A 25392-nucleotide genomic window follows, 5' to 3' on the forward strand; every position below is an offset into this window, starting at 1 on the left:
ATCATTCCTTCGTCACGAGGTATCACCATGAAGAAAGTCCTGGTCACCGAAAGCCTCCGCATCGATCTCGACGCGGAGACCTGGGAGTGCCGAGCCTGCGGGAACACGCTGATCTCCGCGCGCGAGAACTACAAGCGAGGCCTGCTGGTCTACGACCGCGACCCGCGGGAGATCCACAAGCCGTTGCTCGACCCGGAGAAGTACGAGTTCACCTTCGCTCCGGACCCGGCGTGGTGCCGGATCCTCGAGTACTACTGCCCGTCGTGCGGCCAGCTGATGGAGGCCGAGTATCTGCCTCCCGGGCACCCACCCACGCACGACATCGAATTCGACATCGACGGCCTGAAGGAGCGCTGGCGCGACGTCGAGGTGACCGACCATCCGCACGCCCGGCCCGGAGAGGAGATCTGAGATGCGACGAGTATCGGTAGACATCGGGGGCACCTTCACCGACTGCTTCGTGGTCTGGGACGACAAGACGCTGCTGCAGAAGTCGCTGACCACCCACCAGAATCTGGCGATCGGTTTCAACGACGCGCTGGCGAACGCCTGCCGGGAACTGAACCTGAGCACCACCGACCTCCTCTCGGAGGTCGACTCGGTCCGCTACGCCACCACGCTCGGGACCAACGCGCTGATCGAGCGCAAGGGGCCGCGCGTGGGCCTGCTGACCACGGCCGGATTCCGCAGCTCGGTCCCGCTGGCCCGGGCCAAGGGCTACGGCACCGGTCTGGACTGGAAGTCCATGCTCGACATCCCGAACGCACAGCGACCGGATCCGATCGTGCCGATCCCGCTGATCCGGGAGGTCAGTGAGCGCGTCGACTTCGAGGGCGAAGTGCTGTTGCGGTTGAACGAGGACGATGTGCGCTCCTCGCTGCGCGAGCTGATCGACCGCGGCGCCGAGACGATCGTGGTGTGTCTGGCCAACAGCGTCGTCAACCCGGCGCACGAGCTGCGCATCCGGGAGATCTTCCTGGAGGAGTATCCCGGCCATCTGCTCGGCGCGGTGCCGATGCTGCTGTCGCACCAGGTGAGCGGCCGCAAGGGCGAATACACGCGGGCGACGTCGACCATCATCGACGGCTTCCTGCACAGCGTGATGTACCACGGCCTGGGCACGCTGGAACTGCATCTGCGCGACGACGGCTACACCAAGCCGATGCTCGTCATCCACAACTCCGGGGGCATGGCGCAGCTGAACTCGACCGATGCCCTGCAGACCGTCCATTCCGGGCCGGTCGCCGGCATCGGCGCCTCCGAGGCGCTCGCCGCCAAGACCGGACTGGGCAACGTGGTGGCCACCGACATGGGCGGCACCAGTTTCGACATCGGCATCGTGGTCGAGGGCGGCATCAAGCACTACGACTTCGAGCCGGTGATCGAACGCTGGATGGTGTCGATCCCGATGCTGCACCTGGTCACGCTGGGGGCCGGCGGCGGTTCCATCTGCACCTACGACCCGGTCTTCCGGACCGTGGCGGTGGGGCCCGAGAGCGCGGGTTCCGATCCGGGACCGGCCTGCTACGACCGCGGCGGCATGCAGCCGACGGTGACCGACGCGGACGTGATGCTCGGCTACCTGGACCCGGCGAACTACGCGGGCGGGAAGATCGCGCTGACCAAGCGCCGCAGCAAGCGGGCCATCGAGGACGAACTGTGCGACGACCTCGACATGGATGTCGTCGACGCGGCCAAGCTGATCAAGCAGACCGTGGACTCGAACATGGCCAACGGCATCGCGACCGAGCTGCGAGTGCGTGGCTTCGAGCCGAAGGACTTCACGGTGCTCGCCTACGGCGGCAACGGTCCCCTGCACGGCTGCGGCATCGCATCGGCGCTGGGCGCCGAGCGGGTCCTCTGCCCGCCGCACGCCCCGATCTTCTCCGCGGTCGGCGCCGGCGACATGAACCAGATGCACATCCATGAGGCCAACACCTGGCAGGTGCTGTTCGATCCGACCAACAGCTACTTCATGACCGACTACACCGAGTTCAACGCCATCATCGACGAGCTCGAGGAACGCGGCCGGTCCGACCTGCAGCGGCAGGGGATCGACCCGAGCCTGGTGAAGCATCGGCTGGAGCTGGACATGCGCTACGGCAACCAGCGAGTGCAGACCTCGGTGCGGGTGGGCGTCAGCCGGATCACCAGCCAGCGCGACGTGCTGCGGGTGATCGCCGAATTCGACAAGCGCTACGCCGAACGTTTCGGCGAGGGCAGTCAGGCCACCGCGACCGGCGTCCGGGTCAACACCATCCGCGTGCTGTCGTGGGTCGAGAGCCCGGGGCTGGCGTTCGCGGATCTGACCCCGATCGAGCCCGGTCACACGCCCGCGGCGCGAGCCGTGCGCGAGTGCAGCTTCGTCGGCGTCGACGGCCCGGTCGAGACGGCGATCTACGACGACGCCGCGCTGGAACCCGGCACCGACATCCTCGGCCCCGCGGTGGTCGAGACCGACGCCACCAACTACCTGGTCGAACCCGGATGGCGCTATCAGGCGGTCGCCGGCCGGGCCGTGTGGCTGACCCGGGTCAGCGACTGACCGCGCCGCCGATCGAGAACCGAAAGAGGGAATCATGACCGAGAACACCGCTTTGAGCGCCGAAGATCAGGCATTGCGCGACGAATTCCTGGCCGGCAACGTCCTGTTCCACGGACCTGATCCGGCGATCTTCCACGACCACCGCATCGAGGGACGCAGCACGGTCGAGGACCAGATCCTCGGCGACGACGGGCTCGACCCGCACCTGGTGAATCAGGTGCGCGGCCGGCTGATGTCCGCGCTCGACGAGTCGAACACGATGATCGAGCAGATGGGCGCGGCGCCCGGCGCCAAATGGGGCGACCTGGTCGCAGCCATCTTCACCGCCTCCGGGGACCTGTCGATGATCGCGCCGAAGGGCGTGGTCGGCTTCGCCGGCTGCTGCCACTATCCGATCAAGTACATCCTCCGCACCTGGGGCGACGAGCCGACCGTGGGCATCGCCGACGGCGACGGCTTCATCCACAACGACGCCCGCTACGGCGGTATCCACAACACGGACCAGTCGACGATCATGCCGCTCTACCGGGACGGCGAACTGGTCGCCTGGCTGTCGGCGACCATCCACGAGGGCGAGAACGGCTCGTGCGAGCCCGGCGGCATGCCGGCCGCCGCCGAGAGCAAGTTCGACGAGGGCCTCAAGATGCCGCCGTTCAAGATCATCGAGGATTTCGAGATCAAGCGGGACCTGCAGACCTTTCTGCAGAACTCGGTGCGCGACCCGAAGCTGCAGTACGAGGACATGTCGGTGAAACTGCACGCGCTGCTGCGGTTGCGCAAGCGCGTCGACGCGATCCTCGACGAGTTCGGGACCGAAGCGCTGGTCGGCACCATGCGCCAGCACATCGAGGGGGTGGCGGCCGAGGTGCGCCGGCGGATCGGCGAACTGCCCGACGGCACCACCCGGGTGACCGGCTTCTGCGACTCGACCCTCCGCGAGAACGTCCTCATGCGGATCAACTGCGCGATCACGGTCGACGGCGAGCAGATGACGATGGACTTCCGGGGGTCGTCGCCGGAATTCCTGAACAGGTCGATCAACACCAGCCAGGGCTCGATGAAGACCATGCTGATGTCCGGCTTCCTGCAGAACATCTGGCCCGACCTGCCGCAGACCCAGGCGGTGTTCACCCCGATCGACTTCGTCTGGGACACCAACTCGCTGGTCAACGCGTCGTTCGTGACACCGCAGGCGATGAGCCTGATCCCGCTGTTCAAGGCGATGACCTTCCCGGTGATCCCGATGGCCAAGTTCATCTACCAGCTGCCCCGGCAGTACACCTCGATCCTGGCCTCGCAGTACGACCAGCCGGCCACGATGATCTACGGCGGCCTCACCCAGCACGGTCAGGAGGTCGGCAACTTCTGCGCCGACATCAACGGGGCCGGTCAGGGCGGCCGGTACGACCGCGACGGCGAGCACTCGGTGTCCCCGCCGTTCGCCGCGTTCTGCGACATCGGCGAGATGGAGCTGGCCGAAGAGGAGCTGCCGATGGTCCGTCTCGGCGCCTTCACCCTCGCCAAGGACCGGATCGGCTTCGGCAAGTACCGGGGCGGGCTCGGATACGAGCAGATCGCGACCGCGCAGAAGACCGATATGTGGGGCTTCATGTTCGGCTGCACCGGCTCCAAGTTCTCGGCGTTGCAGGGCCTGTTCGGCGGCTACGGCAGCCCGGCGTATCCGCTGTGCCGCGTCGAAGGCATCGACGTCCTCGCCCAGCTGGAGTCGAATCCGGAGGAGGCGAACTTCGACATCGTCGACATCATGAACCGGCAGCCTTTCCCGGGCGGCACGTACTCGACGATGCCGATGGCGCAGACGTTCAAACTCGCCCAGCGCGGTGAGCTGCAGATGATGTGCCAGGGCGGTGGCGCCGGCTACGGCGACGTCCTCGAACGCGATCCGGCGCTCGTGCTGCGCGACATCGAGGAAGACCTCATGTCGATCGAGACCGCCGAGGACATCTACAAGGTGGTGATCGACGCCGACACGAGGACCCTCGACGAGGAGGCCACCTCGGCGGCCCGCCTCGCAGAACGACGTGCCCGGATCGAGCGCGGCACGCCGTACGACGAGTTCGTCGCCGAATGGGTGACCGAGGCGCCGCCGGCGGACCTGCCCTACTACGGCGCCTGGGGCGATCCGTCGGTGGTGTACGGCACCACCATGGGACAGCCCGTCCAGATGACCGGCGGCGAACTGCAGAGCATGTTCATGCTCGATCCGAAGGACGTGGCGATCGCGACCCTGCAGGCCGAGATCGCCGCGCTCCGTGCACAGGCGGAGGACTGATCGCCGATGTCCGCCACGCCCGTTCCCGCACTCTGGATCGACTACCTCGGCTATGCCGGGCACCTGCTGGGCGAGGCCCCGCCGTGGGCGTCGGTGGATGCCCTCGTCGCCTGGCAGCGCACCGCGACCGGCCTGGTCAGCGCCGACCTGATCCCGGTGGACGTCGCCGCGGTGGCCGAGTCGTGGACGGCGGCGCACCCGGATCTCGTCGCCGAGATGGGCGCCAAACGGCGCGCCACCGCACCGCTCCGGACGCTGCTCGGTGATCCCGGTCTGCGCGCTCACCTCGCCGATGTGGTCTCCTCGCTCGGCGCCGCCCTCGGCCAGGAGATCGTCGTACTCGCCCCGGCTCCGGGAGACCTGGCGGCGCTGGCTCACCGGGTGGCGCACGGTGACCCGGTGCCCGAATTCGATGAGGACGACATCGATTCGGCGGCGGTCTACCTGACCGACTTCCTGCGGGTGCTCGCCGATACCCGCGTGGATGCGCTGGCGATTCGCGCACCCGAATCGGGTGCGCCGGTCACCGCCGACCTCATCGACCTCTACGGCCCGCTGATCAAGGTCGCCGCCCATTACCGGTGGCCGATCGGTCTGGAGACCGCGGATCCGCCCGGCGATGTTCCGGAGGCGCTGGCGCCGTCGTTCTGGCTCCGCGCCACCGAGTGGGAATCCGGCGCGCCGGCCGGCGACGACCACGTGCGCCTGGTCGTCATCCCGCCGGGCACCCGGCCCGAACACGCACTCGCCCGGCTCGTCGAGTTGCGCGCGGGCGCCGCCACTTCATGAGAAACCCACGAGGAGAGACAATGACTGACAACCTGACCGCAGACCTCGCCGCGTCGTTCACGGTGACCGGCAAGACCGCGCTGATCTCCGGCGGTGCGCGCGGCCTCGGCGCCGAATTCGCCCGTGTCCTGGCCGCCGCCGGCGCTTCGGTGATGATCACCGACGTGCTCGACGACGCCGGCCGCGCCACCGCCGAGTCGATCGTGGCCGCCGGCGGCCGCGCCGACTACCGCACCCTCGATGTCCGGGAAGAAGACGCCTGGGCGCGCGTGGTGGCCGAGACCGTCGAGACCTTCGGTGGACTGGAGATCCTGGTCAACAACGCGGGCATCGAGTTGATGACGCCGATCGTCGAGGCCGACGCCGCCGACTACAAGCGGCTGATCAGCATCAACGTCGACGGCACTTACTTCGGCTGCAAGCACGCCGTCGCCGCGATGAAACCCGGCGGCCTCGCGGGCAACGGCGGATCGATCATCAACATGTCGTCGGTGGCCGGCCTGATCGGCGTGCCGTGGCTCTCGGCCTACGGTGCGGCGAAGGGCGCGGTGCGCATGCTCACCAAGGACGTCGCCGTCGAGTGCGGCCGGCTCGGCTACGGCGTGCGCTGCAATTCGGTGCACCCGGGGCTGGTGCAGACCGACATGGGTGACTCGTTCCTGCGGCACAACATGGAACTGTCCGGCGCGAGTTCCCTCGAGGAGGTGGCCGCCGGTTTCCTCGCGGCCCATCCGATCGGCCGGACCGGCACCACCCGCGATGTGGCCGCCGCCGTGCTGTTCCTCGCCTCGGACGCGTCGTCGTGGATCACCGGTGTGGAGCTGCCGGTCGACGGCGGCTGGTCGGCCACGTAGTCGGTTAGATTCGTTACAAGGCATGTGTCATCGGTGGGAGAGCGCGGACAGTTGATGGTGGGGCCGGATCGGACAGCGCACCCGGCGCGGCCCGCCGTGGTGACCAAGTTCCGGAGGCAGTCGGGCAAGAGCAGCCTGGTGCCGCGTGAACGGCTGCTTCGTCTCCTGCGGGACGGCCGCGACCGTCGTCTCACGGTGATTCACGGACCGGCCGGCTTCGGCAAGAGCACCCTCGCCGCGCAGTGGCAGGACGAACTGCGGGGCGAGGGCGGCACCGTCGGCTGGCTCACCATCGACGACGATGACAACAACCCGGGATGGCTCGCCGGTCACCTGCTCGCGGCCATCGCCCGCGCCGATCCGGCGATCGAGGTGGACGATCTGATCGGCACGCTGGAACAGCGGCCGGACGACGCACTGCCCGTGCTCGGCGCGCTCATCAACCGGCTCGTCGAGTACGCGCGGCCGCTCACCGTCGTCATCGACGACTGGCACCTCATCGAACAGCCCGCCGCGATCGAAGTCCTGGACTACCTGCTCGACTTCGGTCCGGAGAACCTGCACATCGTCGTCACCAGCCGGATCCGGGTGCACGCGGTGAGCCGGCTGCGGGTGCGCGACGAGGTGGTGGAGGTCGACTCGCAGCAGTTGCGCTTCGACCGCGCGGAGTCGAACACGCTGCTGCGCGAGGTCAACGCGCTGGCGCTGGACAGCGACGACGTCCAGCGCCTGTGGTCGTCGACCGACGGGTGGGTCGCGGCGCTGCAGCTGGCCACCCTGTCGCTCCGGGACAGCAGCGATCCGTCGTCGGCGATCGCCCGGTTCTCCGGCCGGCACCAGTCCATCGGCGACTACCTGGCCGAGTCGGTGCTCGACGCCCTGCCCGCCGACATCCTCGACTTCCTGCTGTCCACGTCGATCTGCGACTTCCTGAGTGCCGACCTGGTCAGTGCGGTGTCCGGCAGGCCGGAGGGCGGGGCGATGCTCGAAGAGCTGCGCCGGCGCAACATGTTTCTCACCGCGCTCGACGACGACGGTGAGTGGTTCCGCTACCACCACCTGTTCTCCGGATACCTGCGCCGCCGGCTGGCCCGCGACCAGCCCGGCCGGGTCACCGAACTGCATCTGGCCGCCGCGCGCTGGTACGCCGCGCACGACCAGCCGTCCGAGGCGGTCGACCACGCCCTCGCCGCGGGCGCCGATGAGCTGGCGGTCGATCTGGTCGACGAACTGGGCCGGTCCTACATCGAAGACAGTCGCATGGCGTCGTTGCTGGCACTGGTCGACAAGCTGCCGAGCGCCGTCGTGGCCGGTCGTGCCCGGCTGCAATTGACCGTCGGCTGGGCGTACTGCCTGCTGCACAGACTCGCTCCGGCGCGCCGTGCGCTGGCGCTGGCCCGGGCGGCCCTCGACCCGGACGACGATGCCGCCTCGGGCGGGCCGCGGCCCGGTGCCGACGGCGAACCGGTGGCGCCGCTGGCCGCGGAGGCGGAGATGCTGGCGACGTGCATCGACGTCTACGACGATCGCTTCGACCGGGTGGTCGAGCGGCTGCAGCCGATTCTCACCGCGCCGCGCGACTACCGCGCGTTCGTCGTCGCCGGCTCGTCGAACATGGCCTCGCTCGACCACTTCCATTCCTACCGCTTCTCGCAGGCCCGGGCGCTGCAGGAGTGGGCCGAGCCCTACCACGAGCGGAGTGCGGGGGTGTTCTCGCCGGTCTACGGCCGCTGCATCGCCGGGCTCGCGGCTTTCGCTCAGCTCGATCTCGCGGCCGCCTGGGCCCGCTACCGCGATGCGCTGGCGATCGCCTCCGGCCGGGGGAGCGCGGAACTCTACGCGCGGTACCTGGCCGCCGGTCCGCTCGGTGCGTTCTACTACGAGCGCGGCGACCTCGATCGTGCCGAGGAACTCCTGGAGGACTGCTACCGGCTCGGGGCGGAGGGCGCCGTCGCGGACTTCATGATCCTCACGTATTCCACACTCGCGCGGATCCGGGCGCTGCGCGGCGACATCGACGGCGCCGTCGGAGTGCTGGCCGAGGAACGCCGGGTCGGCGTCGAACTGGGACTGCCGCGGCAGGTGCTCGACGCCGATCACGGACTCTGCCGGCTGCTGGCGTCGACCGGCGACCTCGCGGGGGCGCGCAGCATCGTCGCGGCGAACGCCCTCGAACTCGAACCGTCGGCCGCCCGCTACAGCGTCGGGATCGCCTTCGACTTCCGGCGCAGCCGGCTGGCGATGCGGGCCATCGTGTCCGCCGCGGAAGGCGACATCGAGGATGCCGTCGCCGCCTGCCGGGAACGACTCGCCGCGGCCGTCGACGCCGACTGGCCGTACGAGGAAGTCGCCGCCCGGGTGGCGCTCGCCGAGGTGCTCTGCGCCGTCGACCGCGACGAGGCGCTGGACGTGCTGCTGCCCGCCCTGGTGGCCGGTGCGCGGGCCGGGCTGGCACGGACCCTCGTCGACGGGGGTCCGTCGGTGCTGCGCCTGCTCGGTGAGCTGCGTGACGGGCAGCGGCGCGGGCACTGGCCGGACGGCTACCCGGAGGTGTCCGCGGACTATCTGCGATCGCTGCTCGCGGCGGAGCGGGAACGGCACGTCGCGGCGCCGCCGCCGGCCGCCGGTTCCGGTCGCCGGGCCCTCCCGGAGGAGGAGCTGACCGCGCGCGAGGTGGACATCCTGCGGTTGCTCGACCGGGGCATGTCGAACAGTGAGATCGCCCGCCGGTTCGGGATCAAGCTGAACACCGTCAAGTGGTACCTGAAGAACATCTACGCCAAGGTCGGTGTCACTCGGCGCGGCGAGGCCGTCGCCGAGGCGCGCCGTCGCGGACTTCTCGACTGAACCTCGGTTCCGCCACCCCGACGGGTGGTGACCGTCCTCACAGATCGCCTGAGACTGAGATCAGTGAGACGGCGCCCCGCGCCCCGAGGGAAGGACGGCACCGATGGTGCACGACGGTGATCTGCTGTGGACCCCCAAGGCCGAGCGGATCGGTGACTCCAACATCGTGGCGCTGCTGGATTGGCTGCGCGAGCACCGGAACGTCGACCTGGCGGACTACCCGGCCCTGCACCGGTGGTCGGTGCAGGACGTGTCCGCGTTCTGGGGAGCGATGTGGGACTACTTCGGGATCGAATCGCCGACCCCGTTCTCGGCGGTCCTCGATGACCCCGCGATGCCCGGTGCCCGGTGGTTCCGCGGGGCCGGCGTCAACTACGCCGAACAGGTGCTGCGGTACGCGCGGCCGGGCGAGGTGGCGGTCACGTACGCCTCCGAATCCGCGCCACCGGCCGACCTGACCTGGGATGAACTCGATCGCCGGGTGCGTTGCCTGGCCGACTGGCTCCGCCGCATCGGTGTCGGCCGGGGCGACCGCGTCGTCGCCTGTCTGCCCAACGGCCCGCACGCCCTGGTGGCCTTGCTGGCGACCGCGGCGGTCGGCGCCGTCTGGTCGAGCTGCTCACCGGAATTCGGCGCCAGCAGTGTGCTCGACCGGTTCTCCCAGATCGAGCCGAAGGTGCTGTTCGCGGTCGACGGATACCGGTTCGCGGGGCGCGATTTCGACCGGCGGGCCGACATCGCGGAGATCACCCGCCGTCTGCCGAGCCTCGAATGGCACGTACACGTGCCCTACCTCGATCCGGATTCGCGCCCGGAATCCGCGGCGGAGCCGGTGCTCTGGGCGGACGCGGTTCCCGACGGCGCCGATCCCGGCGACGTCCGCTTCGAACCCACCGACTTCTCCGACCCGCTGTGGATCGTCTACTCCTCGGGTACCACCGGACTGCCCAAACCGATCGTCCACGGCCACGGCGGCATCGTGCTGGAGATGAGCAAGCTGCTGCACTTCCACTTCGATCTGCGGCCGGGGCGGTCGATGTTCTTCTATTCGACCACCGGCTGGGTGATGTGGAACATCGTGGTGTCGTCCCTGCTCACCGGCGCCACGGCCGTCCTGTACGACGGGAGCCCCATGCACCCGGAACCGGATGCGCTGTGGCGTCTGGCCGAGGCGACCGGCGCCACCTTCTTCGGCACCAGTCCGACCTACGTCGCGTTGATGGGGAAGGCCGGCATCGTGCCCGCCGAACGCTACGACCTCTCCCGGATCTCCGGCATCATGCTCGGCGGGTCACCGGTGACGCCCGAGGCGATGGCCTGGGTCTACGAGAACATCCACGACGACGTCTGGCTCACCTCGCAGAGCGGCGGTACCGACGTCGGCTCGGCCTTCGTCGGTGCGGCGCCGGTGCTTCCCGTCCACGCGGGCTGGATCCAGTGCGCGTGCCTCGGCGTGGACGTCTGCGCGTACGACAACGACGGCCGGCCGGTGATCGGCGAGTCCGGCGAGCTGGTGGTGCGGCAGCCGATGCCGTCGATGCCGCTGTACTTCTGGAACGACGAGGACGATGCGCGCTACCACGCGTCGTACTTCGAGGCCTTCGACGGCGTCTGGACCCACGGCGACGCGATCACCTTCAACGAGCGCGGCGAATGCCAGATCCACGGCCGCTCCGACTCCACCCTGAATCGCTTCGGCGTGCGGATCGGGACCTCCGAGGTCTATCGCTCGGTCGAGGCCGTCGACGGCGTCGACGACAGCCTGGTGGTCTGTCTCAATCTGCCGGACGGCGGCTTCTTCATGCCGTTGTTCGTCAAACCCGCTCCCGGCCGCGTGGTCGACGACGACCTGCGCTCGGAGATCGTCCACCGGCTCCGGACGGAGAACTCCCCGCGTCACGTGCCGGACGAGATCTACCAGGTCGACCGCATCCCGTACACGCTCACCGGCAAGAAGATGGAGATCCCGGTGCGGAAACTGCTGGCCGGCGTGCCCGTGGAGAAGGCGGCCAATCCCGATTCGATGGCCGACGCCACCGCTCTGGACTTCTTCGTCGAGTTCGGCCGGCGAAATCCCCGGCCCTGAGCCGGCTCCAGATCCCGATCACCACCGACGGACCCCGGTCCGAAACACCGACAACTCGAAGGAACACAGCATGCGCGCACTGAAACTGACCGGTCCCGGCACGATGGAGCTCGTCGAGGTCCCGGTTCCGGAGATCGCCGACCACGAGGTCCTGGTGAAGGTCACCGCCGCCGGTTTGTGCCATTCCGACCTGCACATCCTGCATCAGGACGAGAACTGGCCGTTCTTCGGCACCACGCTGGGACACGAGACCGCCGGACTGGTGGATTCGGTCGGTGCGGCGGTGACCGGACTCGTTCCCGGCGAGGCCGTCCTGGTGCGGGCGCTCTGGGCGTGCGGCGAATGCCGGCCGTGCCGTCTGGGCGCCGACAACGCGTGCGCGGTCACCGGGACGCGCACCATGTTCCCGCTGACCCCGGGCCTCGGCGCTGACGGCGGGATGGCCGATTTCATCAAGGTCGACGCCCGTCACCTGGAGAAGATCGGGGAGCTCGACCCGCTGGTCGCGGCGCCGCTCGCCGATGCCGGGCTGACGCCGATGCACAACGTGAACTCGGTGCTGCCCTACCTCACCGAAGGTGCCACCGTGGTGGTCATCGGCATCGGCGGCCTGGGGCACGTGGCCCTGCAGATTCTCGCGGCCGCCGCCCCGGAGGCCCGGGTGATCGCGGTCGACACCGACGACGCCAAACTCGACCTCGCGCGGTCTCGCGGCGCGAGTCTCGTCCTGAAGCCGGGACCGGACGCCGCGGCGCGGATCCTCGCCGAGGCCGGTGAGCACGGCGTGGACGCGGTTCTCGACTTCGTCGGTGTGCAGCCGACGATCGACCTGGCGATGAGCGTCGTGCGCCCGGAGGGCGCGATCCGCATCGTCGGCCTGGGCGAGGGTCATGCGCAGATCAACGCCGATCTGTCCGGTGAACCGCTGCCGTGGGGTGTCACGGTGCAGCGCGCGTACGGCGGGAACATCGCCGATCAGCGCGCGGTGATCGACCTGGCGAATCGCGGGCTGGTCACCATCGAGTCCACCGCCTATCCGCTCGCCGAGGCACAGCGGGCGTTCGACGATCTCGCCGCCGGCCGGGTCGCCGGGCGGGCGGTGCTGGTTCCGTAAGCGGCCCGGCGCCGCGTGCCGGTGGTGAACCTCGCGACGATCACCACGTCATGTCGCGCAGGGACCGCTTGAGGATCTTGCCCGCACCGGACACCGGGAGCGCTTCGACGAACGCGATCGACCTCGGCAACTTGTAGTTGGCGACGTGCCCGCGGCAGAAGTCCTGGATCTCGTCGGGGGTGACCGTCGCTCCGGGCGCGAGCACGACGACGGCGTGGACGCGCTCGCCCCACTGGTCGTCCGGCAGTCCGATCACGGCGGCCTGCGCCACGGCCGGATGCTTCGCCAGGACGTTCTCCACCTCGACGGAGTACACGTTCTCGCCGCCGGTGATGATCATGTCCTTGATCCGGTCGACGACGAAGACGTAGCCCTGGTCGTTCATGTATCCGACATCGCCGGTGTGCATCCACCCGTCCCGGAGCGCCGCGGCGGTCTCGGCCGGCTTGTTCCAGTACCCGGTCATCACATGGTCGCCGCGCACCACGATCTCGCCGACCTCGTTGCGCGCGACCTCCTGCTCGTCGGCCCCGACGATGCGCAGATCCGAGTGCACCGCGGGCCGGCCGCAGGACCGGCGGAGTTCGGGGACGGCGTGGTCGGCGTTCGACAGCAGGGTCGCGACCGGGGCCAGCTCGGTCATGCCGTAGGCCTGGGTGAGTCGTGCGTTGGGCAACAGTTCCATGGTGCGGGCCAGCAGCGCCTCGGAGATGGGCGAGGCGCCGTACATGATGTTGGTCAGACTCGTCAGGTCCGCATCGGCGGCCTCCGGCGCGTCGACGAGCAGCTGGATCATCGTCGGGACGAGGAGCGCATTGGCCACCCGGTGGGTCTGGACCGCATCGATGACGCCGGAGACGGTGAACGACGGGATCATCACGTGCGTCGCGCCGGTCAGGCAGGCGATGTTCCAGGCGGCGAGATCGGCGAGATGGAACATCGGCGCGGCGTGCAGGAGCACGCCGCCGCGGGCCAGGAGGTCGGTGGTCACCAGCGAGCCCATCGCCGAGGTGAGGCAGGCGCGGTGGCTCAGCATGACGCCCTTCGGGTCGCCGGTGGTACCGCCGGTGTAGAAGATGCCGAACAGATCGTCGCCGCCGCGACCGGCGTCGGGCACCGGGTCGGCACCGGCGATCAGCGTTTCGTAGTCGAGGGTGTCTTCCGGCGCCGGGCCGTCGCCGGTGTAGATCACCGATTCGAGCTCGGGGGTGAGCTCGCGCAGCCGGGGGACCAGGGGTGCGAAGGTGTCGTCGACCAGAAGGATCCGGGTCTGGCAGTCGGTCAGCGAGTAGGCGATCTCGGCGGCGCTCCACCGGACGTTCACCGGATTCACCACGCCGTCCGCCCACGGCACGGCGAGCAGGAACTCGTGGTAGCGATCGCTGTTGAGCGAGAGGATGCCGATCCGGTCACCGCTCCCGGCGCCCAGGGAACGCAGCGCCCCGGCGAGGCGGGCGACGCGGTCGACGATCTGGACGGCGGTTCGCCGTCGGTCACCGCAGATCGTGAGGACCCGATCGGGGGTCAGTTGTGCGGACTGGCGCAGGGCGTGCGTGATCTGCATGTCTCCTCCTGGGAGAATATTCGTGAGTGTGATGGATCCTACATCGATTCCACTATTGCGTGATACATCGCAGAAATGCAAGTATAAGTGAATAATCGTTCGCGACATGGAGGTTGAATATGACTAACGCGATGGTGGCCGGTGTCGGCATGATTCCGTTCGCGACGCCGCGCACGGCGCGGCCGTACGATGTGATGGCACCGGAGGCGATCCGCGCCGCCCTGACCGACGCGGGCATCGCGCTCACCGAGGTGCAGCAGGCGTATGCCGGCTATGTCTACGGCGACTCGACCAGCGGGCAGCGGGCGCTGTACGAGGTCGGCACCACCGGGATTCCGGTGGTGAACGTCAACAACAACTGCTCTACCGGGTCGAGTGCCCTGTGGCTCGCGCGCCAGGCCGTCGCCTCCGGTGCCGCGGACTGCGTCCTCGCTTTCGGCTTCGAGCAGATGGAGCGCGGGGCGCTCACCATGAAATGGCCGGACCGGCCGAGCCCGTTCACCGATTTCATGGAGATCGCCGAGCGCCGCAACGGGGCGAGTGAGGCGCCGTTCGCCGCGCAGTTGTTCGGTGGTGCCGGGGCCGAGTACGCCGAGCGGTACGGCGTCTCTCCGGAGACCTTCGCTCTGGTCTCGGTCAAGGCGCGCAAGCACGCCGCGAACAATCCCTTCGCGGTGTTCCGCGACCCGGTGACCGTCGAGGAGGTCATGGACTCGCCGGCCGTCTTCGGCCCGCTGACCCGCCTGCAATGCTGCCCGCCGACCTGCGGGGCCGCCGCGGCGATCCTGGTCAGCGAGGAGTTCGCGCGGCGTCGTGGCCTGCGGACGGATGTGATGATCCGTGCCCAGGCGATGACCACCGACGGTCCGGCCACCTTCGACGGCAGCCTGCCGAACCTGGTCGGTGCCGAGATGAGCCGCCGCGCCGCCGACCAGGTGTACGAGTCGGCCGGGGTGGATCCCGGCGACATCCGTGTCGTGGAGCTGCACGACTGCTTCACCACCAACGAGGTGCTGTCCTACGAGGCGCTGCGCCTGACGCCGGACGGCACCGCCGAGAAGTTCATCCGGGACGGCGACAACACCTACGGCGGGGCGGTGGTGACCAACCCGTCCGGCGGCCTGCTGTCCAAGGGGCATCCGCTCGGTGCCACCGGCCTGGCCCAGTGCGCCGAACTCACCTGGCAGCTCCGCGGCGACGCCGGTGCCCGGCAGGTCGACGACGTCACGCTCGCCCTGCAGCACAACATCGGCCTCGGCGGGGCCGCCGTCGTCACGCTCTACGAGAAGGTCTCCTGATGCCCATCGATCCGGTGGCGGCCAAGGCGGTGACGTTTCCCGAGTTCTCCGTCGAGATCGAACGCGGACGGCTCCGCTTCTTCGCGCAGGCCATCGGTGAGACCGATCCGGTCTTCACCGATGTCGGCGCCGCGCGGGCCGCGGGTCATCGCGACCTGCCGATTCCGCCGACCTTCCTCTTCAGCCTGACGCTCGAAGCGCCCGACTCGTTCGGCTACCTCGACGCGCTCGGTATCGACATCCGGCACATCCTGCACGGCGGACAGCGTTTCGACTATCACTTCCCGCTGTGCGCCGGTGACACCGTGACCGTCCGCGAGCAGATCGTCGATGCGTACAGCAAACGCGGCGGTGCGCTGGACTTCCTGGTCAAACGCACCGAGTTCCTCCGGGACGGCGATCTCGCGGCCACGGCCACGTCGACCGTCGTGGTCCGTCACCCGGAAGGAGCGCAGCGATGAGCGCCGTCGCGAAGGCCGGCCCGGCGGTCGGGGACGAACTCCCGGAGCTGGCGGCCGGCGAGATCACGCGGACCGTGCTCGCCCTGTTCGCCGGCGCGAGCGGGGACCACAACCCGATGCACATCGATCTCGATGTCGCCCGGTCCGCCGGGCTCGACGATGTCTTCGCCCACGGCATGCTGTCCATGGCCTACCTCGGCCGGTTGCTCACCGAGTGGGTGCGGGTCGACCAGATCAGGAGTTTCGAGGTCCGCTTCGCCGCGATCACCCCGCTGCACGGCGCACCCGTCTGCCGGGGTCGCGTCGCCGCCGTCGATGGTGACGAGGCGACGCTGGAACTCACCGTCACGCTCGGCGACGGCACCGTCACTCTCGCCGGCAGCGCCGTCGTCGCGTTGCACTGATCCGGCGCTCCGCCGGACTCCACACCACAGAAGGAGAGAACCATGGCTGTATTCACTGGAAAGACCGCGATCGTCACCGGATCCGGGCGGGGCATCGGGCGCGAGATCGCCCTCAAGCTCGCCGGTGAGGGCGCCGCCGTCGTCGTCAACGATCTGGACGCCGAACCGGCGCAGCAGACGGTCGCCGCCATCGAGGCCGCGGGCGGCCGGGCGGTCGCCTGCCCGGGGAGCGTCACCGACGAGGACTTCGCCGAACGCTTCGTCGCGACCGCGGTCGACGCCTTCGGCGGGATCGACATCGTCGTCAACAACGCCGGATACACCTGGGACAGCGTGATCCAGAAGATGAGCGACGAACAGTGGTCGGCGATCATCGACGTCCACCTCACGGCTCCGTTCCGGATCCTGCGTGCCGCACAACCGGTGCTGTCGGCGCAGGTCAAGCGGGAGCGGGCGGAGAGTCTGCCGGTGCCGTGCCGGAAGGTGGTCAATATCAGCTCGATCGCCGGGCTCGGCGGCAACGCCGGGCAGGCGAACTACGCGGCCGCCAAGGCGGGGATCACCGGGCTGACCAAGACGCTCGCCAAGGAGTGGGGGCGCTACAACGTCACGGTCAACACGGTGGCCTTCGGGCTGATCACGACCCGCCTCACCGAGACACCCGCGGACGGCGACGGCAGCATCGACATCGCCGGCCGTGAGCTCAAGGTCGGTGTCAACCCGCAGCTGCTGGAGGCGATGGCCTCGCAGATCCCCCTCGGCCGCGCCGGTACGCCGGCCGATGCCGCCGGCGCGGTCTACCTGCTCTGCCGCCCCGAGTCCGACTACGTCAGCGCGCAGACACTCGTCTGCGGCGGCGGCTACCAGATCTGAGTAGCCCGTGGAACGCAACATCTTCGAACGCGAACACGGCGACTACCGGGCGGCCGTCCGCCGGTTCCTGACACAGCGCGTGGTGCCCGGCTACGCCGCATGGGAGAAGGCCGGTGCGGTACCGCGCTCGCTGTTCACCGAGTGCGCCGAACTGGGTGCCTTCGCCGCGGTCCCCGAGGAGTACGGCGGCGCGGGAATCCGGGACTTCCGATTCAATGCGATCCTCGCCGAGGAGGCGGCCGCCGCGGCGGTCGCGCCGGCCCTGCTCGGACCGATCCTGCAGGCCGACGTCTGCATGCCCTACCTGCTGGACCTGACCACCGACGAGCAGAAGCGGCGCTGGCTGCCCGGCATCGCATCCGGCGAGACCGTGGTGGCCATCGCGATGACCGAACCGGGCACCGGCTCGGACCTGTCCGGGATCGCCACCACCGCGGTCCGGGAGGATGGACACTACCGCGTCAACGGCGCCAAGACGTTCATCACCAACGGCATCAACGCGGACCTGGTGATCACCGCGGTCCGGACGTCCGCCGATCCGCACCGGGGCCTGAGCCTGGTGATGATCGAGCGCGGCATGCCCGGCTTCGAGCGCGGTCGCAACCTGGACAAGATCGGCATGCACGCGCAGGACACCGCCGAGTTGAGCTTCACCGACGTCCTGGTGCCGGTGGAGAATCGGCTGGGAGACGAGGGCGCGGGCTTCTTCGGCCTCACCGGCAACCTGCCGCAGGAGCGGCTGTCGCTGGCCGTCGCCGCCGTCGCCGGGGCGCGGGCGGCCCTGGACTGGACCATCGACTACGTGCGGGAACGACGCGCGTTCGGGCAGGCCATCGGCGACTTCCAGGCCACGCGTTTCCGGCTCGCCGAGCTGGTGACGGAGGTGGACGTGACGCAGGCGTTCGTGGACCGGGCGATCACCGAACTCGTCGGCGGTGCGCTGTCGGTGGCCGACGCGGCCAAGGCCAAACTGTGGGCCACCGAATTGCAGAGCCGAGTGGTCGACGCCTGCGTCCAGTTGCACGGCGGCTACGGCTACATGACGGAGTATCCGATCGCGCGGGCCTACGCCGATTCCCGGATCGCGCGTATCTATGGTGGTACCAGCGAGATCATGAAGGAGATCATCGGACGGTCTCTCAACCTCGGAGAGGGCGGGCGTGACGGCAAGGCAGGCGCGGACTCGGCCCGCCAATCGCCGTGAACTGATCGTCACGGCGGCCACCCGGCTGTTCGTCGACGACGGATACGCGGCCGTCTCGATGGCGCGGATCGCCGGCGCGGTGGGCGTCCAGCCGTCCGCGCTCTACCGGCACTTCACCAACAAGCAGAGCGTGCTGTGCGAGGTGTTCGCCGAGTACGTGCGGACGCTCTGCGCCGCGCTCGACGATCCGGGACCGGCCGGCCCGCTGCGGGCGCTGGCCGAGCGGATCCTCGCCGACCGGTTCGCCGGCCGCCTGTGGATCCGCGAGTACCGTCACCTTCCGCGCGCGACGGCGGACGAGATCCGCGAGACCCTTCTCACCCGGCTCGACGCCGTCGTGGCGCCGGGGTGTCCGGGACCCTCGGCGCGGGTCTGCTCCACCGCGGTACTCGGGGTGCTGTTCAGCGTCGCCACCCATCACGCCGAGATCACGGACCCGGCCGCCCTCGTCTCGCTGGCCGAGCGGGCCGCCGCGGGGCCGCCCGAGGTTCCGCCCGCGGCACCCCGGCCGGCCGGCCTCACCCGAGTCGGCAATCGCGAACTGATCCTGGCGACCGCGGGGGACCTGTTCGCCGACCGGACCTACGAGGGTGTGGGCATCGACGACATCGCCGAGGCGGTGGGCGTCGCGCCGTCGAGCATCTACAACCACTTCTCCGGGAAGGCGGAACTGCTGGCGGTGCTCCTGCACCGCGGCAACGGCTATCTCCAGGTGACGCTCGACGACGTGCTCCGCAACTCGGCGGACGCGTCCGCGGCGCTGACCGCGGTCGTCTCGTCGTACGCCGGGTTCGCCGTCCGCCACCCCGGGCTGGTGCAGGTGATCGTCGCCGAGTCCGGGGCGCTCGAAGCACCGGACGCGGCGCTGTTGCGGTCGGCGCAGCGCGACTACGTCGGCGAATGGGTGCGCCTGTACTCCGGTGATCCGGCGGAGTCCCGGGTCACGGTGATCGCGGCGATCACCGCGATCAACGACGTCGCCCGGCTTCCGGAGATCTCCCGGTGCGAGCGCGGCGAGCGGTTCGTCGCCGGGTACGGGCGGCGCATCCTCGCTCTGCCCTAGGCCACGTCTCGCGCCGGTGACCCGTCAGAGCGCGATCGTCGCGCAGGCGTCGCGCGGCGAACCGAACAACTGCGCGTCGGCCTGGGCGCGCTTGAAGTACAGCCCGATGTCGTGCTCGGCGGTGATCCCGATGCCGCCGTGCAACTGGATCGCCTGCCCGGTGACGCTCACGTAGCCCTCCGAGCAGTAGACGTGTGCGGCCGCCGCGAGTTCGGCGGCCTGCGGGTCGTCGTCGGACACCGCGGCGACGGCGGCCGCGGACATCGAGCGCATCGTCTCGACCAGGACGTACATGTCGGCCATGGCGTGCTTGAGGGCCTGAAACGACGCCAGCTCGCGCCCGAACTGCTTGCGGGTCCGGGTGTGCTCCACCGTCAGGGCCAGCGCCCGGGCCGCGCCGCCGACCTGCTCCGCGGACAGCAGTGCCCAGGCGAGCGTGCGGATCCGGCCGGGCAGACCGGGCGGCGATCCGATGGTATGCGCCGGTGTCTGGTCGAAGCAGACACGCGCCAGCGGACGGGTCGCGTCGAGTACCGGCAGGGGAGTGACGGTGACGCCCGGGCCGTCGGCGGGGACCTCGTGCAGCGTGGGGCGGCTGGGTCCGGCGAGCACCAGGAAGGTGTCGGCGGATTCGCCGTCGATCACGTATTCGGCCGTGCCGCTGAGCAGCCCGGCTTCGGCGGTGACGCCGGGCGCGTCCCAGCCGGCCGGTCCGGCCCAGCACAGTGCGGCGGTCCGGGTTCCGGCCGCCAGGTCCGGGACCAGGCGCGCGCAGGTGTCGTCGTCACCGGCGGCGAGGAGCGTTCCGGTCGCCATCACCGCCGATGAGAGCATCGGCACCGGCGCAAGGCTCTCGCCGAGGGCTTCGACGACGACGGCGGCCTCGCGCAGGGAGGCTCCGGCACCGTCGTATTTCTCCGGGACGGCCAGGGCGGCGACCCCGATGTGTCCGGCGAGGAGGCGCCACAGTTCGTCGTCGTACCGGCCGGGCCGGGTGATCGCCTCGCGGACGGCGGTGCGGCCGCCGCGGCGGGCGATCGCGTCCCGCACGGCGGCGCCGAGGGCGTCGAGCTCGTTCATCGCGGCCGGCCTCCGCGCAGGCGCTCGGCGATGCGGGCGCGGTGCCAGGCCGGGGTGCCCCACGCGCCGCGCAGGGCGCGGGCCTTGGTGAGGTGCAGCGACAGGTCGTGCTCGGCCGTGTAGCCGATGGCGCCGAGCACCTGCAGGGCGCGGCGTGCGGCGAGGTCGGCGGCGTCGCTCGCGGCGACCTTCGCCGCGGACACATCGCAGGTCACGTCGGCCGTCCCGGGTGCACCGCCATCCATTCCGACGGCCGCGCCGTGGATCAGCGGCCGGGCCATCTCGACGGCGATCGCGACGTCGGCGAGGTGGTGTTTCACCGCCTGGAACGAGCCGATCGCCCGGCCGAACTGGTGTCGCGCCTTCGCGTAGTCGGCGGCGATCGCCAGCATGGCTGCGGCCAGGCCGAGCGACTGGGCCGCCGTGGCGAGGGCGGCGAGATTCAGGATGCGCGCGGTCGCGTCGTCGAGGGCCGCGATCCGCGCGCCTTCGGCGGCCTCGGCGACCGCCCGGGTGGGATCGACGGTGCTGCGCGCCGGTCCCGCCGGGGAGGCCCGGAACAGAGCGCCGTCGCGGATCAGATAGGGCTGGGCGGCGCCGGGGTCCGCGGCGCGCGGGTTGACCGGCGCCAGCACGCACGACGCCGGCCGCCCGGCCAGCAGTTCGGCGAGGTCACCGGTACCGGCGCCGCGGGCGGCGACGGCGCCGAGCGCGGCCGGAACCGCCGCGAGGGTATCGGCGACCGGCCCGGGCACGCACCACCGGCCGAGTCGCTCGGCGGCGACCGTCATCTCCACGGCTCCGGCGCCGCTGCCGCCGAGGCCGTCGTCGACCAGCAGGCCGGTGATCCCGGCCTCGGCGAGCTGCCGGTACACGGCCAGGCCCGGCTCGCGGTCGCCGTCGGCCCACGCGCGGGCGACGGCGGTGCCCCCGGCCCGGGTGGCGATCGCCGTGACCGTCTCGGCCAGATCGGAATGGGTGTCGTCGAGCAGGAAGTCCACTATCGGTCTCCGCGGGGCAGGCCGAGCAGCCGCTCGGCGATCACATTGCGCTGAATCTCGTTGGTGCCGGCGTAGATCGGACCGGAGAGCGAGAAGAGGTAGCCGTCCTGCCACGGCCCGTCGAGTTCGGCGTCGGCGCCGAGCAGGTCGAGCGCGGTCTCGTGGGCGGCGATGTCCCACTGCGACCAGAAGACCTTGTTGATCGACGACTCCATGCCCAGCTGCCCGCCGGCGGCCAGGCGACTGACGGTCTGGTAGGTGGACAGTTCGTAGGCGCGGGCGCCGATCCAGGCGTCCACCACGCCGTGGTCGGCGGCCGCCGTCGTGGGCGTGGTGTCCCCGCGTTCGCGCCAGAGCGCCAGCAGCCGGTCGGTGGTGGCCAGGAATCGGCCGGGCGAACGCAGCGACAGGCCGCGCTCATTGGCGGCGGTGCTCATCGCGACCTTCCAGCCCTGGTGCACCTCGCCGATCACGCCGGAGGCGCCCGGGTCGGCGGGGTCGTCGGGCACGAAGACGTCCTCCAGGAAGATCTCGGCGAACCCGGGTTCACCGTCGAGCTGGGCGATCGGGCGGACGGTGACGCCGGGGGCACGCAGGTCGAACATGAAGTAGGTGAGACCCCGGTGCCGTCCGGACGGATTCGCCCCGCTCACTCCGTTCCCGGTGGCGCCGGGGTCGGTGCGGAAGAGCCCGAATCCCTTGTCCGCGAAGCTCGATCGGGAACTCCAGGTCTTCTGGCCGTTCAGCAGCCAGCCGCCCTCGGTCGGGGTGGCCGTCGAGCGGAGGGAGGCCAGGTCGCTGCCGGCCTCCGGCTCGCTCCACGCCTGGCCCCAGATGTCGTCGGCGCGGGCCATCCGCGGCAGGATCCGGGCGAGCTGATCGGGATGGGCGTGCTCGAAGAGTGTGGGAGCGAGCAGGAAGATGCCGTTCTGGCTGACCCGCCCCGGCGCGCCCGAGCGGTAGTACTCCTCCTCGAAGATCAGCCAGTGCAGCAGCGGCTCGTCGCGGCCGCCGAACTCGGCGGGCCAGCTGACCACCGACATGGCATCGGCGGCCATCTCGGCCTCCCAGGCGCGGTGCGCCTCGAAGCCGGCGGCGGTGTCCATCGACGGCAGCGGCCGAGCGGGGACGTGCGCGGCCAGCCAGGCGCGGACCTCGTCGCGGAACGCCTGCGCGGCGTCGTCGAACAGCAGGTCCATCAGGCCGGCCCCCCGGCCGCCGACTTCATCGACTTGGCGTCCATACCGCCGAGCGAGTCGCCGCCGGCCTCGGCGTTCGCGCTGTGCGCGTAGTGGTGCCAGCCGAACACCGAGTCCATCGCGTTGCGCAGACCCATCTGGTCTTCGCAGATGTTGACCGCCTTCTTGGACAGGAACAGGCCCTGCATGGGCATGGCGGCCATCTGCCCGCAGAGCTCGTCGACCTTGCCGGCCAGAGCCTCGCGCGGCACGACGTGGTTCACCATGCCCCACTCGAGAGCCTGCTGCGCGGTGAACCGCTGCCCGGTCATCAAGACCTCCTTGGCACGACGCGCACCCAGGACATAGGCGTGCGCGAAGTACTCGACGCCCGGAATCCCCATGCGCGCCACCGGATCGGAGAAGAAGGCGTCGTCGGAGGCGACGATGAAATCGGCCGACCACGCGAGCATCAATCCGCCGGCGATGCACGCGCCGTGGACCTGCGCGATCAGCGGCTTCGGCATGTCACGCCACCGGCGGCACATCCCGAGGTACACCTCGATCTCCCGGGCGAGCCGCTGGTCGGCACCGGACTTGTCGGTGTGATCCCAGTGCAGGGCGGCGACGTTCTCGTAGTGGGTGTCGAAGTCCCGCTCGGGTGTCCCGATGTCGTGCCCGGCGGAGAAGTGCTTCCCGTTCGCGCGCAACACGATCACCTTGACCGCCGGATCGTCGGTCGCCTTCGCGAACGCGGCGTCGAGCGAATACGTCATCACCGAGTTCTGCGCGTTCCGGTATTCGGGGCGGTTGAGGGTCACGTAGGCGACCGCCCCCTCGGGTCCGCCCGTCTCGTAGGCGACCGGGGTCGATTCGGCGGTCAGATCGTCGGGCCCCAGCGCGGGCGGAATCGCGGCGTCGCTCATGCCGTCGATCGTAACCTAGCAAGTGCTTGGTTGGTAGTGGGAGGAGTTGTCCGGCCGGCCGGGCATGCTGGGACGGTTCTCGGGAGGAATCGTCCCGGCATCTTGGTAGCTATTTGGTCTAGAGTGCCTTCTAGGGAAAATAGCTTGGCCTATTTGGTCGGCTAAGAGGTGTAGACCGGAAGGATGGTCGATGTCGTATCGGACGCTGAAGTCGATCTTCCACCAGCGCGATCGGGCGGGAGCAGACGCTGAGGAACGCGCTCGGCGGGAGTCGCCCGCTGCTCTGCACTGGGACCTGATGCTCGGCGAGCATGCGATGTTCGCGCTGATGACACCCGAAGTCGCCGCGCTGATCGAACGGATCATGAGCTTCGAGCCGAGGATCCGGGCCGAGTGGGGAGGCTTGCCAGGCCGAGCTCGCAGTCACTATCTGCACCGGATGGTGATCGACGAGATCCAGGCGACGAACGAGATCGAACAGGTTCGCTCGACCCGGAAGGAGATCGGCGACGCGCTCAGGGCGCTGCGGGCGGAGCGGCCTACGGCTGGCAAGCGGTTCACGGAAATGGTGCGGCTTTACCTTGACATCGGCGAGGCGGAGACGGAGACCGCGAGTCCACAGACTCTTGATGACATCCGAGCGGTGTACGACGCGGTGACGCGAGGGGAGATCCGAGACGAGGACGCCCCGGACGGTAAGCGATTCCGCGAGGGGCCCGTGTCGATCGAGTCGGGGACCAAAGTGGTGCACACCGGGGTGGTCCCCGAGTCGGCGATCGACGATGCCTTGACTCTCATGCTGAGCCAGGGCCGCGATGATGCCGTTCCGCGGCTGATCAGGGCCGTTGTCGCCCACTTCATCTTCGAGTACACGCATCCGTTCTACGACGGGAACGGCCGGACGGGGCGTTATCTGCTTGCGCTGGATCTCCGGCAGGTGCTGGCGCCCTACGCGAGTCTGGCGCTCTCGGCGACCGTCGCCGACAACAAGGATCGTTACTATCGGGCCTTTGCGGGCGCGGAGGACCGGCTGAACCGGGGAGATCTGACGCCGTACGTGATCGACATGCTGGAGATTATCGCCGAGGCGCAGCATCGACTGCTCCTCGACCTTTCCGATCGGCGACAGAAGATCGAAAAGCTTGATTCGCGTCTCGCGGATCTGCTAACGGGCGAGGGGTTTCCGCAGATCCTCGGATCCGGCGCCGACTCGGAGCGCGCGGTGGATCGCGATGTCATTGGCGCGGTGTTGTTCACCCTCGGCCAGGCCCGCTACTTCGACGCGAACGGCGCCGTGAAACTGCAGACCCTGGTTGACGGAACCGGCCGTTCCACAAAGTACGTTCGCCCTCAGCTGCAGCGTCTCGATGACGCCGGCGTGATCGAGACGATCACAAAGAAGCCGCTGCGCTTCCGCCTCACCGCGCGGGGATCGTCGCTCCTCGAACTGGATGTGGAGTAGTTACGTCCCCGCCTGCGGTGGGAGGCCGGCGACCAGGGGTGCGTCGGTGCCGGTGGCGCCGAGCTTCATGGCGCCACCGGGGGAGCCGAGGGGAGACTCGCGGCCCGGCAGGCACTTCTCGAAGAAGTCGGCGTTGTCGGTGAGGTAGGGCGCCCACTCCTCGGGGAGGTCGTCCTCGTAGAAGATGGCCTCGACCGGGCAGACCGGTTCGCAGGCGCCACAGTCGACGCACTCGTCGGGGTGGATGTACAGGCTGCGGCCGCCCTCGTAGATGCAGTCGACGGGGCACTCCTCCACGCAGGCGCGGTCCATCACGTCGACGCAGGGTTCGGCGATCACGTACGTCATGG

Annotated in this window: 21 protein-coding genes; 15 read left to right on the plus strand and 6 right to left on the minus strand. The window is 69.6% G+C overall.

Annotated elements, in window-relative coordinates; translation table 11 throughout:
- Positions 1 to 27: 27 nt before the first annotated feature.
- The 8 genes from ACSEEN_RS12020 (at position 28) to ACSEEN_RS12055 (ending at position 12528) form a co-directional block, all read left to right on the plus strand.
- Positions 28 to 411 (plus strand): acetone carboxylase subunit gamma, encoded by a 384-nt coding sequence (locus ACSEEN_RS12020; protein WP_440713296.1) that lies wholly within the window; start codon positions 28 to 30, stop codon positions 409 to 411.
- A gap of 1 nt (position 412) precedes the next feature.
- Positions 413 to 2545 (plus strand): hydantoinase/oxoprolinase family protein, encoded by a 2133-nt coding sequence (locus tag ACSEEN_RS12025; protein WP_440713297.1) that lies wholly within the window; start codon positions 413 to 415, stop codon positions 2543 to 2545.
- A 34-nt stretch (positions 2546 to 2579) separates the two neighbouring features.
- The gene (locus tag ACSEEN_RS12030) at positions 2580 to 4838 is read left to right on the plus strand and encodes a hydantoinase B/oxoprolinase family protein (protein WP_440713298.1); all 2259 of its coding nucleotides are present in this window, start codon (positions 2580 to 2582) and stop codon (positions 4836 to 4838) included.
- Positions 4839 to 4844: 6 nt separating this feature from the next.
- Positions 4845 to 5627 carry a hypothetical protein gene (locus ACSEEN_RS12035; protein ID WP_440713299.1) on the plus strand — a complete coding sequence of 261 codons (783 nt, stop codon included), beginning with the start codon at positions 4845 to 4847 and terminating at the stop codon, positions 5625 to 5627.
- 20 nt (positions 5628 to 5647) lie between these two features.
- Positions 5648 to 6481 carry an SDR family NAD(P)-dependent oxidoreductase gene (locus ACSEEN_RS12040; protein ID WP_440713300.1) on the plus strand — a complete coding sequence of 278 codons (834 nt, stop codon included), beginning with the start codon at positions 5648 to 5650 and terminating at the stop codon, positions 6479 to 6481.
- Positions 6482 to 6514: 33 nt separating this feature from the next.
- Positions 6515 to 9328, plus strand: coding sequence for a winged helix-turn-helix domain-containing protein (locus ACSEEN_RS12045; protein WP_440713301.1), 2814 nt, complete (start codon positions 6515 to 6517; stop codon positions 9326 to 9328).
- A 103-nt stretch (positions 9329 to 9431) separates the two neighbouring features.
- Positions 9432 to 11414 (plus strand): acetoacetate--CoA ligase, encoded by a 1983-nt coding sequence (locus ACSEEN_RS12050; RefSeq protein ID WP_440713302.1) that lies wholly within the window; start codon positions 9432 to 9434, stop codon positions 11412 to 11414.
- 70 nt (positions 11415 to 11484) lie between these two features.
- Positions 11485 to 12528, plus strand: coding sequence for an alcohol dehydrogenase catalytic domain-containing protein (locus ACSEEN_RS12055; RefSeq protein WP_440713303.1), 1044 nt, complete (start codon positions 11485 to 11487; stop codon positions 12526 to 12528).
- Between the two features lie 40 nt (positions 12529 to 12568).
- On the opposite strand, the gene ACSEEN_RS12060 is transcribed toward ACSEEN_RS12055, so the two are convergent.
- Positions 12569 to 14092 (minus strand): long-chain-fatty-acid--CoA ligase, encoded by a 1524-nt coding sequence (locus ACSEEN_RS12060; RefSeq protein ID WP_440713304.1) that lies wholly within the window; start codon positions 14090 to 14092, stop codon positions 12569 to 12571.
- Between the two features lie 119 nt (positions 14093 to 14211).
- Between ACSEEN_RS12060 and ACSEEN_RS12065 the strand changes: the two genes are divergently transcribed.
- Genes ACSEEN_RS12065 through ACSEEN_RS12090 form a run of 6 tightly spaced genes read left to right on the plus strand, consistent with a single transcriptional unit; the run spans position 14212 to position 19395 of the window.
- A complete protein-coding gene (locus tag ACSEEN_RS12065) occupies positions 14212 to 15390 on the plus strand; it encodes a lipid-transfer protein (protein WP_440713305.1) in 1179 nt (392 codons plus the stop codon).
- Positions 15390 to 15851 (plus strand): MaoC family dehydratase N-terminal domain-containing protein, encoded by a 462-nt coding sequence (locus ACSEEN_RS12070; RefSeq protein ID WP_440713306.1) that lies wholly within the window; start codon positions 15390 to 15392, stop codon positions 15849 to 15851. Before ACSEEN_RS12065 ends, ACSEEN_RS12070 begins: the two co-directional genes overlap by 1 nt.
- The gene (locus ACSEEN_RS12075; RefSeq protein WP_440713307.1) at positions 15848 to 16255 is read left to right on the plus strand and encodes a MaoC/PaaZ C-terminal domain-containing protein; all 408 of its coding nucleotides are present in this window, start codon (positions 15848 to 15850) and stop codon (positions 16253 to 16255) included. Before ACSEEN_RS12070 ends, ACSEEN_RS12075 begins: the two co-directional genes overlap by 4 nt.
- Before the next feature lie 42 nt (positions 16256 to 16297).
- Positions 16298 to 17128, plus strand: coding sequence for an SDR family NAD(P)-dependent oxidoreductase (locus ACSEEN_RS12080; RefSeq protein WP_440713308.1), 831 nt, complete (start codon positions 16298 to 16300; stop codon positions 17126 to 17128).
- Between the two features lie 7 nt (positions 17129 to 17135).
- Positions 17136 to 18332 (plus strand): acyl-CoA dehydrogenase family protein, encoded by a 1197-nt coding sequence (locus tag ACSEEN_RS12085; protein ID WP_440713309.1) that lies wholly within the window; start codon positions 17136 to 17138, stop codon positions 18330 to 18332.
- Entirely contained in the window at positions 18289 to 19395 is a 1107-nt protein-coding gene (locus ACSEEN_RS12090; protein ID WP_440713310.1) for a TetR/AcrR family transcriptional regulator, read from the plus strand. Before ACSEEN_RS12085 ends, ACSEEN_RS12090 begins: the two co-directional genes overlap by 44 nt.
- Before the next feature lie 24 nt (positions 19396 to 19419).
- Here ACSEEN_RS12090 and ACSEEN_RS12095 read toward each other — a convergent pair whose 3' ends face one another.
- From ACSEEN_RS12095 to ACSEEN_RS12110, 4 genes are read right to left on the minus strand one after another with little or no spacing between them, the layout of a single operon-like run.
- Positions 19420 to 20475, minus strand: a complete 1056-nt coding sequence (locus ACSEEN_RS12095; RefSeq protein ID WP_440713311.1) for an acyl-CoA dehydrogenase family protein — start codon at positions 20473 to 20475, stop codon at positions 19420 to 19422.
- Entirely contained in the window at positions 20472 to 21476 is a 1005-nt protein-coding gene (locus ACSEEN_RS12100; protein WP_440713312.1) for an acyl-CoA dehydrogenase family protein, read from the minus strand. The genes ACSEEN_RS12095 and ACSEEN_RS12100 overlap by 4 nt, the downstream gene beginning before the upstream one ends.
- Complete coding sequence (locus ACSEEN_RS12105; RefSeq protein WP_440713313.1) at positions 21476 to 22675, minus strand: acyl-CoA dehydrogenase family protein; 1200 nt, start codon at positions 22673 to 22675, stop codon at positions 21476 to 21478. Before ACSEEN_RS12105 ends, ACSEEN_RS12100 begins: the two co-directional genes overlap by 1 nt.
- Entirely contained in the window at positions 22675 to 23580 is a 906-nt protein-coding gene (locus ACSEEN_RS12110; protein WP_440713314.1) for an enoyl-CoA hydratase, read from the minus strand. The genes ACSEEN_RS12105 and ACSEEN_RS12110 overlap by 1 nt, the downstream gene beginning before the upstream one ends.
- 190 nt (positions 23581 to 23770) lie before the next feature.
- Here ACSEEN_RS12110 and ACSEEN_RS12115 point away from each other — a divergent pair, with 190 nt between their 5' ends.
- Positions 23771 to 25042 carry a Fic family protein gene (locus ACSEEN_RS12115; protein WP_440713315.1) on the plus strand — a complete coding sequence of 424 codons (1272 nt, stop codon included), beginning with the start codon at positions 23771 to 23773 and terminating at the stop codon, positions 25040 to 25042.
- Here ACSEEN_RS12115 and fdxA read toward each other — a convergent pair whose 3' ends face one another.
- A complete protein-coding gene (fdxA, locus tag ACSEEN_RS12120) occupies positions 25043 to 25390 on the minus strand; it encodes a ferredoxin (protein ID WP_440713316.1) in 348 nt (115 codons plus the stop codon). It abuts the gene before it with no gap.
- Between the last annotated feature and the right edge of the window lie 2 nt (positions 25391 to 25392).

The organism is Gordonia marina, from assembly GCF_052036135.1.
Classification (GTDB): Bacteria; Actinomycetota; Actinomycetes; order Mycobacteriales; family Mycobacteriaceae; genus Gordonia.

What these genes read in the sequence shown, in the direction of transcription:
- ACSEEN_RS12025 (WP_440713297.1), top strand. Translation starts at nt 413, where the DNA reads ATGCGACGAGTATCGGTAGACATCGGGGGCACCTTCACCGACTGCTTC.
- ACSEEN_RS12065 (WP_440713305.1), top strand. Translation starts at nt 14,212, where the DNA reads ATGACTAACGCGATGGTGGCCGGTGTCGGCATGATTCCGTTCGCGACG.
- ACSEEN_RS12055 (WP_440713303.1), top strand. Translation starts at nt 11,485, where the DNA reads ATGCGCGCACTGAAACTGACCGGTCCCGGCACGATGGAGCTCGTCGAG.
- ACSEEN_RS12105 (WP_440713313.1), bottom strand. Translation starts at nt 22,675, where the DNA reads ATGGACCTGCTGTTCGACGACGCCGCGCAGGCGTTCCGCGACGAGGTC.
- ACSEEN_RS12035 (WP_440713299.1), top strand. Translation starts at nt 4,845, where the DNA reads ATGTCCGCCACGCCCGTTCCCGCACTCTGGATCGACTACCTCGGCTAT.
- ACSEEN_RS12110 (WP_440713314.1), bottom strand. Translation starts at nt 23,580, where the DNA reads ATGAGCGACGCCGCGATTCCGCCCGCGCTGGGGCCCGACGATCTGACC.
- ACSEEN_RS12030 (WP_440713298.1), top strand. Translation starts at nt 2,580, where the DNA reads ATGACCGAGAACACCGCTTTGAGCGCCGAAGATCAGGCATTGCGCGAC.
- ACSEEN_RS12060 (WP_440713304.1), bottom strand. Translation starts at nt 14,092, where the DNA reads ATGCAGATCACGCACGCCCTGCGCCAGTCCGCACAACTGACCCCCGAT.
- ACSEEN_RS12040 (WP_440713300.1), top strand. Translation starts at nt 5,648, where the DNA reads ATGACTGACAACCTGACCGCAGACCTCGCCGCGTCGTTCACGGTGACC.
- ACSEEN_RS12050 (WP_440713302.1), top strand. Translation starts at nt 9,432, where the DNA reads ATGGTGCACGACGGTGATCTGCTGTGGACCCCCAAGGCCGAGCGGATC.
- ACSEEN_RS12115 (WP_440713315.1), top strand. Translation starts at nt 23,771, where the DNA reads ATGTCGTATCGGACGCTGAAGTCGATCTTCCACCAGCGCGATCGGGCG.
- ACSEEN_RS12020 (WP_440713296.1), top strand. Translation starts at nt 28, where the DNA reads ATGAAGAAAGTCCTGGTCACCGAAAGCCTCCGCATCGATCTCGACGCG.
- ACSEEN_RS12075 (WP_440713307.1), top strand. Translation starts at nt 15,848, where the DNA reads ATGAGCGCCGTCGCGAAGGCCGGCCCGGCGGTCGGGGACGAACTCCCG.
- fdxA (WP_440713316.1), bottom strand. Translation starts at nt 25,390, where the DNA reads ATGACGTACGTGATCGCCGAACCCTGCGTCGACGTGATGGACCGCGCC.
- ACSEEN_RS12070 (WP_440713306.1), top strand. Translation starts at nt 15,390, where the DNA reads ATGCCCATCGATCCGGTGGCGGCCAAGGCGGTGACGTTTCCCGAGTTC.
- ACSEEN_RS12080 (WP_440713308.1), top strand. Translation starts at nt 16,298, where the DNA reads ATGGCTGTATTCACTGGAAAGACCGCGATCGTCACCGGATCCGGGCGG.
- ACSEEN_RS12095 (WP_440713311.1), bottom strand. Translation starts at nt 20,475, where the DNA reads ATGAACGAGCTCGACGCCCTCGGCGCCGCCGTGCGGGACGCGATCGCC.